This window comes from Bergeyella anatis, assembly GCF_036016955.1.
GTDB lineage: Bacteria > Bacteroidota > Bacteroidia > Flavobacteriales > Weeksellaceae > JAYWXI01.
The window spans coordinates 31671-45649 of the sequence record NZ_JAYWXI010000003.1 but is presented as its reverse complement, the minus strand read 5'-3'; the positions used below and the strand labels follow the sequence as shown (position 1 = coordinate 45649).

Genomic DNA, 13979 nt, shown 5'->3' with positions numbered 1-13979 from the left:
AACACTCTAAATATATTATGCATGCATAATAATTTTTATTTTTGGTAAATTGCAACAGATAATTGGACAGGATGAAAAAAAACGATAAAGAAAATAGAGAAAACATTGATTTAATTCTAAAATCGACTTGGTTGGCCGTATCCAAAATGTATTCCGATTTGGCTTCCGAATACGATAGTACGGCAGTTCAGGCGCTCACTCTTTTGAAAATCGATCCGAAAGAAGGAACGCGTAGCACCAACCTCGGCCCCAAAATGGCCATTGAACCGACGTCTTTAACCCGAATCGTAAAACTTTTGGAAGACAACGGCTACATTTATAAGGAAAAAACAACACAGGATAAAAGAGAGGTCATCATCAAACTAACGGAAAAAGGACTTCGACACCGTGATATATCCAAGGACGTGGTAATTAATTTCAATAAAATCATAACGGAAAAAGTAAGTCCCGAAAAAATTCAGATTTTCAAGGAAGTCATGGCAACCATATTAAAGACCGCCAACGAACTCCACCGCAAGAAATAACCCTTAATCAAACAAATAATAGTACCATTAATATGAAAAGAAGAATCAAACACGTTACCGTTCTCGGATCGGGGATTATGGGCGCGGGGATTGCCGCGCACTTTGCCAACATCGGTGTGGAAGTGCTGATGCTCGATATTGTCCCGTTCGAACTAAACGAGGCAGAACAACAGAAAGGAATCACCAAAGAAAACAAAGCTTTCAGAAATCGAATTGCTTCGGAAAACTTGGAAAAACTGAAAAAAGCCAGCCCTGCCCTGCTTTATTCTCCGAGTTTTGCCGACCGAATTAGCATTGGCAATTTTGAAGACGATTTGGCCAAAATCAAAAATACCGACTGGATTATCGAGGTGGTTGTAGAACGATTGGACATCAAAAAATCGGTTTACGAAAAAATCGAACAATACCGTAAACCCGGAACGCTCGTTTCCTCCAATACGTCCGGCATCCCGATTCATCTCCTTACGGAAGGAAGAAGCGACGATTTTAAAAAGTATTTCGCCGGAACACATTTTTTCAATCCTGTGCGATACCTCCCACTATTGGAAATCATTCCTACAGCAGAGACAGCTCCTGAAATTGTAGAGTTCTATATGGCTTATGGGGCTAAATTCCTGGGTAAAACTACTGTTTTAGCCAAAGATACTCCGGCGTTTATTGCCAACCGCATTGGTGTTTTTGGCATGATGGATCTTCTGCATAAGGTCAAATTGTTAGGCCTCACGGTTTCCGATGTGGATAAACTTACCGGACCGGTGATTGGTCGCCCGAAATCCGCAACGTTCCGAACAGCAGACGTGGTAGGATTGGATACGCTGGTGCATGTAGCGAATGGCGTAAGAGAAAGCGGTGTAGAATCGGACGCCTTCAAAGAAGTTTTCCAACTTCCGGGCTATATTCAGCACATGATGGACCAACAATGGTTAGGATCGAAATCCGGACAGGGGTTCTTTAAAAAGGTAAAAACCGAGGATGGAAAATCTGAAATTTTGGGACTTAACCTCAATACCCTCGGATACGAGAGTCAGGATAAATCGTCTTTTGCCACTTTGGAGCTGACCAAAACCATCGACCGAGCGATTGACCGCTTCAAGGTTTTGATAAGCGGTAAAGACAAAGCCGGTGAACTCTATCGCAGTACACTTGGAGCTTTATTTGCCTATGTTTCTCATAAAGTTCCCGAAATTTCCGATGAAATTTACAAAATAGACGATGCCATGCGGGCGGGATTCGGATGGGAAAACGGTCCGTTTGAAATTTGGGATGCTGTAGGGGTAGCCAAAGGAATCGAGCTGGCCAAAGAAGCCGGTTACGAGGTTTCCGACTGGGTAAAAAACTTAGCCGACTGCGGGCAATCTTTTTATCAAATTAATGCCGAAGGGCACACGCTCTTCTTCAATAAAGCCGACACCGATTACCGTACCATACCGGGGCAAGAAGCATTTATTATTTTGGATAATATCCGGAAAGAGAAAACCTTGTGGAGTAATTCGGGCGCAGCCATTCAAGATTTGGGAGACGGCATCCTCAACTTTGAAATCCGCTCCAAAATGAATGCTTTGGGCGGTGAGGTTTTGGACGGCTTAAACCGCGCCATCGATCTTGCCGAAAAAGAATACGACGGTCTGGTGATTGCCAACCAAGGGGCTAATTTCTCGGTAGGAGCAAATTTGGCTATGATTCTGATGATGGCCATCGATCAAGATTGGGATGATCTCAACATGGCGATTGCTTACTTCCAAAAATCCATGATGCGTGTGCGTTATTCGTCCATTCCTGTCGTGGCGGCTCCTTTTGGGCTAACCTTAGGTGGAGGCTGTGAAATGACACTCCATGCCGACCGTGTGGTTGCTGCAGCAGAAACCTATATTGGTCTTGTCGAGGTCGGCGTCGGCGTTATTCCTGGCGGTGGAGGAACCAAAGAGATGACCCTGAGAACAATGAACGACCTCTACAAAGACGATGTAAAAAACAACCGTTTAAGAGATGCGTTTATGAATATCGCCATGGGAAAAGTAGCCACTTCAGCTTACGAAGCTTACGACATGGGGCTTCTTCAACAAGGTAAGGATACGGTAGTGGTTAATAAAAACAGACAGATAGCCGAAGCGAAGAAAACCGCCAAACTGATGGCCGAAAGTGGTTATACCCAACCCATCGGGCAAAAAGTAAGGGTCCTCGGTCGGGATGCTTTGGGAATGTTCTATGTAGGGACGGATCAAATGTTGGCCGGAAAATACATTTCCGAGCACGACAAAAAAATCGCCGATAAATTGGCTTATGTTATGGCTGGAGGAAATTTGTCCGAAGAAACTCTGGTAACAGAGCAATACTTACTCAATTTGGAACGGGAAGCGTTCTTGCAGCTTTGCGGCGAACGCAAAACATTGGAGCGCATCCAATACATGCTTCAAAAAGGAAAACCTCTGAGAAATTAATACGAAACATTTACCATTAAATACTGCAAAAAAATGAAAACAGCATACATCATAAAAGGCTACAGAACAGCTGTAGGAAAAGCCCCTAAGGGTTCGCTTCGGTTTACGCGTCCCGATGTAATGGCGGTCAAAGTCATCGAAAAACTGATGACCGACGTACCCGAACTCGACAAGAACCGAATTGACGATTTAATTGTAGGTAATGCCATGCCTGAGGCGGAGCAAGGGCTGAATGTGGCCCGACTTATTTCCCTGATGGGACTAAACACGGATCGGGTTCCCGGAGTAACCGTGAATCGTTATTGTGCTTCGGGATCGGAAGCCATTGCTATTGCTTCGGCTAAAATCCAGGCGGGAATGGCCGACTGCATCATTGCTGGGGGGACAGAATCCATGAGTTTCATTCCCATGGGCGGTTACAAACCCGTACCGGAAACCGACGTGGCCAAGTCCAACCCCGACTATTATTGGGGCATGGGATATACGGCCGAAGCGGTAGCTCAGCAGTATCAGATTAGCCGTGAGGAACAAGATGCTTTTGCTTTTGACTCTCACCGTAAAGCTCTCAAGGCTTTAGCCGAAAACAAATTTGAAGGACAGATTGTCCCTATTCCGGTGGAGTATAACTTCCTTGACGAAAATCAAAAACTACAGACCAAATCCTTTGAATTTTCAGTGGATGAGGGCCCCAGAAAAGACACTTCACTGGAAGGGCTTGCCAAACTGAAACCCGTTTTTGCAAACGGAGGAAGCGTAACGGCAGGAAATTCTTCGCAAATGTCGGACGGAGCGGCATTTGTCATCGTCATGTCCGAAGAAATGGTAAAAGAACTCGGGTTGGAACCTGAGGCCCGACTGGTATCTTATGCCACCGCCGGCTTAGAGCCCCGAATTATGGGCATGGGACCGGTTTATGCCATTCCCAAGGCTTTGAAGCAAGCCGGTTTAACCTTAAAAGATATTGAACTCATCGAATTGAACGAGGCTTTTGCTTCCCAATCGGTAGCCATTATAAAAGAGTTGGATCTTAATCGGGAAATCCTCAATGTAAATGGTGGAGCCATTGCTTTAGGGCATCCGCTCGGGTGCACCGGCACCAAACTGACCGTTCAGCTTTTGGATGAAATGCGAAAGAGAGGACAGAAATACGGTATGGTTACCATGTGCGTAGGAACGGGACAAGGCGCCGCAAGTATTTTTGAACGCCTAAAATAAAACCAATTAAATCACTTAATCCTAAAAAATACAGAAAAAATGAGCACAATACTTAAAGGGGGAGAATTCTTAATCAAGGAAACCCCTGCCACCGAGATTTTCAGTCTTGAAGAGCTGAATGAAGAACAAAAGATGCTTCGCGACTCCATTCGTGAATTTATTGACCGCGAGGTGATTCCGCATCGCGACCGATTCGAGAAAAAAGATTATGCCCTCACCGAAGAGTGCATGAAGAAACTCGGGGAAATGGGCGCTTTGGGCATTGCCGTTCCCGAGCAGTACGGCGGATTAGGCATGGGGTTTGTAACCACCGTGCTGGCTTGTGACGTCGCTTCGGGAGCGAACGGATCTTTGGCCACCGCCTATGGAGCACATACCGGTATCGGAACCCTTCCCATCCTTTTTTACGGTACGGAAGAGCAAAAAAACAAATACCTTCCCGATCTTGCACAAGGATTGAAATTTGGAGCCTACTGTCTAACCGAACCGGATGCCGGTTCGGATGCCAACAGCGGAAAAACCAAAGCCCGCCTTTCGGAAGATGGTAAACATTATATTATCAACGGGCAGAAAATGTGGATTTCCAATGCGGGTTTTGCCGATACATTTACTCTTTTTGCAAAAATCGACGACGACAAAAACATCACGGGCTTCGTGGTTAACCGCTCCGAATTGGAAAATCCAGAGTCGCTTTCCTTCGGAGAAGAAGAGCATAAACTGGGGATCCGCTCCTCTTCCACCCGCCAGGTTTTTTTCAACGAGATGAAAATCCCCGTGGAAAACCTTTTGGGCGAGCGTAACAACGGGTTTAAAATTGCCCTGAACGCCCTAAACGTGGGAAGGATAAAACTGGCTGCCGCTTCACTGGACGGACAAAGAAGAATCCTTAACCATTCCATCCAATACGCTAACGATCGTAAACAATTCGGCGTCAGTATTTCTTCCTTCGGAGCAATCCGCAAAAAAATAGCCGAAATGGCAACCGGCGTGTTTGTCTGTGAAGCAGGCTCTTACAGAGCAGCCAAAAACATTGAGGACAAAATCACCGAACTTACGAATAACGGTATGGATCACCAACAAGCCGAGTTAAAAGGCGTTGAAGAATTCGCCGTAGAATGCTCTATCCTTAAAGTTTTCGTTTCGGATCTTACGCAGCATACAGCCGATGAAGGCATCCAGATTTTCGGCGGGATGGGCTTTTCCGAGGATGCGCCTATGGAAGCCGCTTGGAGAGATGCCCGTATCGGAAGAATATACGAGGGAACCAACGAAATCAACCGTCTATTATCCGTAGGAATGCTAATTAAAAGAGCCATGAAAGGCGAGATTGACCTCTTGACGCCCGCTATGGCCATCGGAAAAGAGCTGATGAGTATTCCTTCTTTTGAAGTGCCCGATTACTCCGCATACATGAGTGAAGAAAAAGCGTTGATCGCCAACCTTAAAAAAGTATTCCTTATGGTTTCCGGAGCCGCCCTTCAGAAATACATGATGGAAATCGAAAAGCAACAGCATTTGCTGTTGAACGCCTCCGAAATTCTTAACCAAATTTACATGGCAGAATCTGCAGTTTTAAGAGCAGAAAAGCATTTTGATACCGACTCGGTTGAAGCCGCAATGGCCAGATTAAACCTCTACAAAGCAGTCGAAGCCATTACAGCGGCAGCCAAAGAAGGGATTGTCTCCTTTGCTGAAGGCGACGAACAAAGAATGATGCTTTCAGGGTTAAGACGTTTCACTAAATACACCAACGCACCGAACGTGGTCGCCCTAACCGAAAAAGTAGCAGCTCACTTCGTCGAAAAAGGAACCTACTAAATACCGTTCCAAAAGCTTAATTAACAACGCTCCGAATCTTATTCGGAGCGTTGTGTTTTAAACCGAATACAACCTTTAACGCCATTTAATTTTTTTGATAAAATCTAACGACTTCACGTTCTGTCTGTTTGTCTTTTTCATTACATTTGCTTCCCTTAACCGAAATCCCCATGAGCACCCTTTTATTCCCTCTCGTAGGCGTTTTCTTTGCATTGATAGCTTGTTTAGCCTTTATACAAGGCTATGTCATCCTTTTCAAAAGAAAACCATTAGCTTTAGCGGTTACTCTTTTGGCTTCCGGTTTATTTTGGTTGATTCCGGATTTAGTGCTCGCCGGTTTTTTATTTTTTACTTTTAATTGTTTTGCAACCGCCTATGCAAAAACGATAGAGAAAAAGTAAATCCAAATACGCTAAGGCACTTCTTTTCGGCTTGTCCTCTAAAGTTTTCGTATTTTAGCGCATTGATTTTGTAAAAATGGCCGAAAAAAAAGTTTTAATCGTTTCTTATTATTGGCCACCTGCCGGTGGACCGGGCGTCCAGCGGTGGTTGAAATTTGCCAAATACCTGCCCGAATTCGGATGGTCTCCCACGGTATTCATCCCTCAGAATCCGAGCTATCCCCTCATGGACGAAAGTCTCGTGGATGAGGTCCCCGAAGGTATTTCCACTATCAGAACCCCCATATGGGAGCCTTACCAATGGGCCGAAAAACTAAATAAAAACAACAAAAAATACAAAGCCGGTCAATTTGATGTCGGCCACCATCAAAACTGGAAGTCCAAACTTTCCATTTGGGTAAGAGGTAATTTTTTCATTCCCGATGCGAGAGTCTTTTGGGTTCGTCCTTCCGTAAATTTTTTAAAAAAACACCTTCGGGAGCATTCCTACGAAGCCTTAGTCACCACGGGACCACCCCACTCGCTTCACCTTATAGGCTTGAAACTAAAACGGCATTTTCCTGATTTGAAATGGATTGCCGATTTTCGGGATCCCTGGACGGAAATTTCTTACTACAAACACCTGAAACTAACCTCATGGGCCGACCGTAAACACCGTGTCTTGGAAGAAAAGGTATTCAAAACCGCAGACCTTACTTTAGCCACGAGTTTTACCGATGCCGAAAACTTCCGTAAAAAAGGAGCCAATGCCGTATGCCTCACCAATGGGTTTGATAAAGAGGCTCAGCTCGTAGCCCCAAGCCCGAAAAGCAAACGCTTTGCGATTAGCTATATCGGCGTATTAGAACAACTGAGAACCCCCAAAATCCTTTGGCAGGCCTTGGAAGAACTGGTTGGAGAAAGCCCCGATTTTAAATCCGATCTCGAGATTCGCTTTGTGGGACGGGTAGACGAAAAAATAGCCCACACTTTAAAATCAACGTTGCTTTCCTCTGCCGTCTATTCCACAGGCTACCTCTCCCACCAAGAGGCTTTGGAAGAAATGGCCAATGCCGCCTTGCTCCTTTTAACCAACTTTCCCGAAGCGCATTCCCGCGGCATCATCCCCGGAAAACTTTTTGAATACTTAGCCTCGGGAAAACCCATCTTATCCTTTGGTCCCAATGGAGCCGACGTAGCACGAATTCTTGAGGAAACCCACTCCGGAAGCCATTTCACCTATGATGAAAAAGAGAAAGTAAAAACCTTTATTCTGGAAACTTACCGCCAATGGAAAAATCACGATACCGTTTGCAATTTTTCCCGAACCGATATCGAAAGTTACTCCCGGCGGGCTCTCACCAAAAAATTAAGCGAAATTTTACAGCGCTAAGTCTAATGCACTCTAATAGAAAAGCCACACTCTCAAACGGAGCGTGGCTTTTTTCTTGGTCTTTCAAAAATTTTATCTCAAATCGAAACGATCCGCATTCATCACCTTAGTCCATGCTTTAACAAAATCTTTGACGAATTTTTCCTTGTTATCGTCTTGAGCATAAACTTCCGCATAAGCCCTTAAGATAGAATTGCTGCCAAACACCAAATCCACACGGGTAGCGGTATATTTGGTTTCCCCCGAAGAGCGATCCACAATACGGTAAAGGTTATTGCCTGCAGGAACCCAACGGTAATTCATGTCGGTAAGCGTGACGAAGAAATCGTTGGTCAAAACGCCCTCCCGTTGAGTAAACACGCCATGTTTTTCACTGCCATAATTGGCTCCCAACACACGCATCCCTCCGATTAAAACCGTCATTTCAGGAGCCGTAAGCCCCATAAGCTGAGCCCGATCCAAAAGCAGCTCCTCCGAAGGAACCACATAATCTTTCTTCAACCAGTTTCTAAAACCGTCATGAATCGGTTCAAGATCGCCAAACGAATCGATATCTGTCATTTCTTGAGAAGCATCTCCTCTACCAGGAGCAAACGGAACATTAATTTCCACTCCGGCCTCCTTGGCCGCTTGTTCCACGGCAGCCGTTCCACCCAACACGATAAGGTCTGCCAAACTCACTTTAGGAGAAAAACCATTCTGAATTTCCGTGAGTTTTTTCAGGACTTTAGCAAGTCTCTCGGGTTCGTTTCCTTCCCACTGATTCTGTGGCTCCAGACGGATTCTCGCTCCGTTAGCCCCACCACGATAGTCCGAACCTCGGTAAGTCCGCGCACTGTCCCAAGCCGTAGCAATAAGTTCTGCCCTGGTCAGCCCACTGTTCAGAAGCTGTTGTTTTAAATCCGCCACCTCTTGCTCGGTCAGTACGTAATCCACAGAAGGAATCGGGTCTTGCCATAGCAAATCCTCCGAAGGAACATCCGCCCCCAAATAACGGGACTTAGGCCCTAAATCCCTATGAGTCAGCTTAAACCAAGCACGAGCAAAAACGTCAGAAAAATAATCAAAATCATTGTAAAACTTTTCCGAAATCTTACGGTACTCCGGATCGATTTTCAGAGCCATATCGGCATCTGTCATGATAGGATTTCTTTTTACGGTCGGGTCGTGAGCATCCACCGGTTTTTTGGATTCGTCCATATCCACCGGCTCCCATTGCCATGCTCCCGCAGGGCTTTTTTTCAACTCCCATTCGTGATTCAGCAACAAATCGAAAAAGCCGTTGTCCCAACGGTCCGGATGCGTCGTCCAAGCCCCTTCGATCCCGCTAACCATCGTATGAGCGCCGTTACCTGTTCCCTCAGGGTTATGCCAGCCCAACCCCTGAAACTCTACATCGGCGCCTTCCACGTCTTTACCAAGTTTTTCGGCTCGTCCATTTCCGTGGCATTTCCCTACCGTATGTCCTCCCGCCGTTAGCGCCACCGTTTCTTCGTCATTCATCCCCATTCGCTCGAAAGTCACCCGCATATCTTGAGCGGTCCGAAGAGGATCCGGATGGCCATCCACCCCTTCTGGGTTGACATAAATAAGCCCCATCATCACTGCCGCCAGAGGGTTCTCCAAACTCTCACGATCGCCGTCATACCGAGTGCCTTCGCTCCCTGTAGGGGCAAGCCACTGCTTCTCGGAGCCCCAGTAAATATCTTTTTCGGGATGCCATATATCGGATCTTCCACCCGCAAAACCAAACGTTTTAAGCCCCACTGACTCATAAGCCACCGTTCCTGCCAAGATGATCAAATCGCCCCAAGAAATCTTGTTGCCGTATTTTTTCTTGATCGGCCAAAGTAAACGACGTCCCTTGTCCGTATTCACATTATCTGGCCAGGAGTTTAACGGCGCAAAACGCTGGTTTCCCGTATTGCTGCCTCCCCGACCGTCCGCCTTACGGTAAGACCCCGCCAAGTGCCAAGCCGTACGGACAAACATCCCCGCATAGTTTCCGTAATCCGCAGGCCACCAGTCCTGAGAATCGGTCATCAAAGCCCTCAAATCGCTTTTCACCGCCTCCAAGTCCAGTTTTTTAAATTCCTCCGCATAATTAAACGACTCTCCAAGAGGATTGGTCTTCGTATCATGCTGGGCCAAAATATCCAAATTGAGCGCATTAGGCCACCAACTCATTACGGACTGACTTTCCTCGGTATTAGCCCCATGCATCACCGGACACTTCCCCGCTGAAGAGGCTATGTTTTTGCCTTTGTTATCGGAATCCCTTTGGAATTCAGAGCCGCTAACATTTTGATTTTCATCGGATCCATTGGAATGGGAAAAAGGACATTTCCCTTGTTCGGAATGATTCATAATAATTCTGTTTTGATGTTATTTTGGACAAATGTAGGAGGATTCCCCCATACCATCACGTTAAATTGTATTAAAGTTTCAAAACAAAATATAGATAAAAACTATTCGATTAAAAAAAACAAATGAAAAAATCTATTAACCACCGTGTTGCCCCGCCAAGAATTTTAGTTATCCCTCAGATCATTCCCCCTCGTCGCAATAAAAAAACCGTCTAAAAAACGGTTTTCTAAATGATTTATATTTTCAAAAAAAGTCCTTCCCCTCTTATTTTCCCAATGGAAGATCGTAAGAAACCCCCAAATGAAACCAACGCCCCGGCATGGGAACCCCAAAAGCCTCGGTGTACCGGGTCGCCGTAAGGTTATTAATCAAAAGATAAATAGCCGTGCGGTGGTGATTGTAAGAAAGCTTCTCATCCAGCAGATGATAGCGGTAGCCGCTCGCCCTCTCCTGATAACGGTAAATCAATTGGTTCGTCCATTTTTTCCCCAAAGCGTTCTCCACTTTGGCAATGAACTGGTGTCTCAAATTTTCCTGAGCATACTTTGAATATTTCGCCTTCTGCTGCAAACGATTATCCACCCACATATACCCCAAAGAATAAGACTTTACAAACCCTGAAAAACGTTGTTCCACTTCCGCTTCAAGCCCCGAAGTCTTAATATCGCCGATGTTTTCGGAACGCCAAAGCGCATTAGGATCATTACGCACCCAATCAATCGCATCGTTAGTCTGTCTGCCGAACGCACTTAATTTAACCTGAAAACCGCTCTTAAAATAACGGTAACCCAGTTCGTAAGATAAAGCATTTTCGGGTTTCAAATCGGGATTCCCCTTTTCCCTCGGGCTTTCATAATAGAGATCCGTAAAGGAAGGCACACGGCTAACCTTGGCAATATTGGTATACAGTTTATGATTTCGCCCCAAATCATACCCCACATCCAACCCTGGATAGAAGAAAGAGCCGCTTGTCGAAAAATCCGCCCACGAAACCCCCGGAGAAACCTGCAACTTGTCGTTAAAAAAAGAAAAATGATGTTCAAAAAACACCTGAGTGATAAACCGATTCCGATCCCCCAAATTATTGCTCGTCAGAAGTTCTTTCCTAAGCTCTACCCCAACGCCCGTAATCCCCAAAGAAGACTTGTAGCTGCCATTGACTTCTCCGCCAATCCCATGCCCCTGATCCGTATTCCGATACAAAGAAGGATTGGTTCGATTGTATAAATACAACTCCTGAGAGCGACGCCAATACATACTGGAATTCAAATTAAAACGCCCCCAAGACTGCCGCAACATTGCACTTAACACCGACACTTGAACCTCCTGATATTGTTCAGTCGCCAGTGGCGAAGCATAAAACCCATTGGCGCCGAATTTTTTTTCTGAAAACCCCGCCTGAAATTTAAGCTGTCCGTTATTGAGCCGGAGTTGGTTTTGATAAAACACATTATTCATGCGGTAATCGGTATTGTAACGGTAACCTTCCGATGAAGACGAATTGACCTGAAACAAGTTCGCCCATTTTTCGTTACCAAACGTCGCCCCCAATCCCAAACGGTAAGTGGAATAATCCCCGCCCTCCGCAGTCAGGCGAACCGTCTCCTTATCGGAAGCCTTGGTAACGATATTGATAACCCCCGCATAAGCATTATTTCCAAAACGCCTTGCCGCCGGCCCTTTAACCACTTCGATACGTTCCACATTAGACAAATCCACAGGAATATTCATGGAATTATGCCCCGTCTGAGCATCATTCATCCGAATGCCGTTAACCAAAATCATCACCTGCTCAAAAGAACCACCCCGCATCGAAATATCACTCTGCACCCCGTTCGCCCCACGCCGCTGGATATCCAACCCCGCAAACTGCTGCAAAACTTCATCGATACTCTTAGCCGGAGAAACCTCCAAAACCTCACGAGTGATAACCGTAACGTTCTCGTTAACCTTAGCATAAGGCAAGTTCAGGAATTTCCCCTGAAGACTTACCCCCTCGATCGCGCCGGCTTTTTCCTGTGCCTCAACCACTCCAACCGCCATAACAAAAAGCGCCACACAATATATTTTCTTCATAGTTTTGATTTATAATAATTGATGAAAAAAAACAATAAACCAAGCGCAAAGATAATTAAGATTTTGGCATTGAAAAACAATATTCTCCTATTAAAAAAGACGCCTTCAGCACCGATCCATCCACCTAAAACAATCCCTCCCTTTTTTAAGAAATAAAGACAAAACCTCTTAAAGTTTAGTTAAATTATTCGTTAGAAGCCCCCTTAAAAAAATTTTGTCACACTTTTTGCTCCTTAAAAACCATCAGGTCATTCAGACTAAATATAGTTTTCATAGTTTGCCGGTTTCCCGAAAGGGAAATCGGTTTTTTCATTACGGCACCCGCTTTCCTTTGGAAGCCTCCAACAACAGAAACCAGTCTTCCCTCTCCAAATCCAACGTCAAAGCCTTTTTCAAAGTTTTTAAAGTGGCGGTTTTGGAAGTACCAACCACCGGAATAATACCCGAAGGGTGTTTCCGCAAGAAAGCAAGAAGAATTTGATTTTCTTCCGCTTCGTATTTTGTCACCAAATGCGCCAACACGCTTCTAATCCTTTCGTTTTGAGCCGTTTGTTCCGTAAAGTAATTCCCCAAAACCGACCATGCCGTAGGAACCATCCGCTTCATCATCATCTGATCCAACCGCCCGTCCTCCATCGCCTCTAACCGATTAATGGAAATTTCCACCTGATTGGTAATCAAATCCGGAAAGACACCGTGCAAAAGCTCCAACTGCGAAACCGAAAAATTACTAACCCCAAAAGCCCTAACCTTACCGCTCTCCCGCAAAGCCTCAAAAGCCGCCGCCACCTCATAAGGATCCATAAGAGGCGATGGACGGTGCAACAGCAAAACATCAAGATAAGAGGTACGAAGATTCCTCAAACTCTCCTCGACACTCCTCAAAATATAAGCTTTGGAATAATTATAAGACTTCAACGCGTAAGGCTTAACTCCGCCAGGATATTCAATGCCGCATTTGCTGATCAGTTGGTAAGACTCCCTCGCCAACCCCAAAGAAGCCAAAGCCTCCCCAAAAAGCGATTCCGTGGTATATCCTCCGTAAATATCCGCATGGTCGAAAGTATAAAGCCCTTCGTCCATTGCCGTTGCAATCAGTTCACTAACCTCGGCCACCGAATGGTTTGCCCCCCAAACTCCCCAACGCATCGTTCCAACAATAATGGGACTGAATTTCATTTTTTTATGTTTTTATTTTTTAACCAATTCTTTACGCACCCGACTAAGACTCTCCGGCGTAATGCCCAAATACGATGCCACCATCCACTGAGGCACCCGCTGCAAAATATTAGGGTACATCCGAATAAAACCCAAATACCGCTCCTGAGCCGTCTCGGCCAAAAGCGAATTCACCCTGTTTTGAATATTGCGGATATGCTTATGAAGAATTAAATCGTTATTTCCCACCGCATCCGGGTACTGTTTTTTAAGATTAAGAAAAAAATCCGGACTGAGACACAACACCCGTGAATCCTCCACCGCATCGATATAATAAAAGGATTTTTCATTAAAGTAAAGCGAACTCCTGTCGCTCACCATCCAATTTTCCGGAGCAAACTGAATAATATGCTCCTTACCGGCCCGATCCACCGAATACATCCTCAAAAGCCCCTTTTCCACAAAGTAAATAAACCGACAAACCTCGCCCGATCTTAAAACCACTTCGCCCTTTTTCAAATCCTTGGACGTATAATACATCCCGCACATGGAAGCCGCTTCCATGGGAAGATTAAACACCCGAGAAAGATAGTCCGACAGATTATCCATG

9 protein-coding genes are annotated in these 13979 nt (G+C 45.4%); 5 read left to right on the top strand and 4 right to left on the bottom strand.

Annotation, left to right across the window (positions count from 1 at the left end):
- Positions 1–71: 71 nt before the first annotated feature.
- The 5 genes from VQ048_RS02930 to VQ048_RS02910 all read left to right on the top strand — a co-directional run bounded on the left by VQ048_RS02930 (position 72) and on the right by VQ048_RS02910 (position 7768).
- Positions 72–524 (top strand): MarR family winged helix-turn-helix transcriptional regulator, encoded by a 453-nt coding sequence (locus tag VQ048_RS02930; protein ID WP_327610190.1) that lies wholly within the window; start codon positions 72–74, stop codon positions 522–524.
- 32 nt (positions 525–556) lie between these two features.
- Positions 557–2962, top strand: a complete 2406-nt coding sequence (locus VQ048_RS02925) for a 3-hydroxyacyl-CoA dehydrogenase/enoyl-CoA hydratase family protein (protein WP_327610189.1) — start codon at positions 557–559, stop codon at positions 2960–2962.
- Between the two features lie 33 nt (positions 2963–2995).
- Positions 2996–4177 carry a thiolase family protein gene (locus tag VQ048_RS02920; protein ID WP_327610188.1) on the top strand — a complete coding sequence of 394 codons (1182 nt, stop codon included), beginning with the start codon at positions 2996–2998 and terminating at the stop codon, positions 4175–4177.
- A 39-nt stretch (positions 4178–4216) separates the two neighbouring features.
- The gene (locus VQ048_RS02915; protein ID WP_327610187.1) at positions 4217–5995 is read left to right on the top strand and encodes an acyl-CoA dehydrogenase FadE; all 1779 of its coding nucleotides are present in this window, start codon (positions 4217–4219) and stop codon (positions 5993–5995) included.
- Positions 5996–6472: 477 nt separating this feature from the next.
- Complete coding sequence (locus tag VQ048_RS02910) at positions 6473–7768, top strand: glycosyltransferase family protein (RefSeq protein ID WP_327610186.1); 1296 nt, start codon at positions 6473–6475, stop codon at positions 7766–7768.
- 72 nt (positions 7769–7840) lie between these two features.
- Here VQ048_RS02910 and katG read toward each other — a convergent pair whose 3' ends face one another.
- From katG to VQ048_RS02890, 4 genes are all read right to left on the bottom strand, one after another.
- Positions 7841–10135 carry a catalase/peroxidase HPI gene (gene katG, locus VQ048_RS02905; protein ID WP_327610185.1) on the bottom strand — a complete coding sequence of 765 codons (2295 nt, stop codon included), beginning with the start codon at positions 10133–10135 and terminating at the stop codon, positions 7841–7843.
- A 264-nt stretch (positions 10136–10399) separates the two neighbouring features.
- Positions 10400–12211 (bottom strand): TonB-dependent receptor plug domain-containing protein, encoded by a 1812-nt coding sequence (locus VQ048_RS02900; protein ID WP_327610184.1) that lies wholly within the window; start codon positions 12209–12211, stop codon positions 10400–10402.
- A 312-nt stretch (positions 12212–12523) separates the two neighbouring features.
- Positions 12524–13390 carry an aldo/keto reductase gene (locus VQ048_RS02895; protein WP_327610183.1) on the bottom strand — a complete coding sequence of 289 codons (867 nt, stop codon included), beginning with the start codon at positions 13388–13390 and terminating at the stop codon, positions 12524–12526.
- Positions 13391–13402: 12 nt separating this feature from the next.
- Complete coding sequence (locus tag VQ048_RS02890) at positions 13403–13978, bottom strand: Crp/Fnr family transcriptional regulator (RefSeq protein WP_327610182.1); 576 nt, start codon at positions 13976–13978, stop codon at positions 13403–13405.
- Position 13979: the final 1 nt, after the last annotated feature.

Coding starts and splice junctions, on each gene's coding strand:
- VQ048_RS02930 (WP_327610190.1), top strand. CDS start 72: ATGAAAAAAAACGATAAAGAAAATAGAGAAAACATTGATTTAATTCTA.
- VQ048_RS02925 (WP_327610189.1), top strand. CDS start 557: ATGAAAAGAAGAATCAAACACGTTACCGTTCTCGGATCGGGGATTATG.
- VQ048_RS02920 (WP_327610188.1), top strand. CDS start 2,996: ATGAAAACAGCATACATCATAAAAGGCTACAGAACAGCTGTAGGAAAA.
- VQ048_RS02915 (WP_327610187.1), top strand. CDS start 4,217: ATGAGCACAATACTTAAAGGGGGAGAATTCTTAATCAAGGAAACCCCT.
- VQ048_RS02910 (WP_327610186.1), top strand. CDS start 6,473: ATGGCCGAAAAAAAAGTTTTAATCGTTTCTTATTATTGGCCACCTGCC.
- katG (WP_327610185.1), bottom strand. CDS start 10,135: ATGAATCATTCCGAACAAGGGAAATGTCCTTTTTCCCATTCCAATGGA.
- VQ048_RS02900 (WP_327610184.1), bottom strand. CDS start 12,211: ATGAAGAAAATATATTGTGTGGCGCTTTTTGTTATGGCGGTTGGAGTG.
- VQ048_RS02895 (WP_327610183.1), bottom strand. CDS start 13,390: ATGAAATTCAGTCCCATTATTGTTGGAACGATGCGTTGGGGAGTTTGG.
- VQ048_RS02890 (WP_327610182.1), bottom strand. CDS start 13,978: ATGGATAATCTGTCGGACTATCTTTCTCGGGTGTTTAATCTTCCCATG.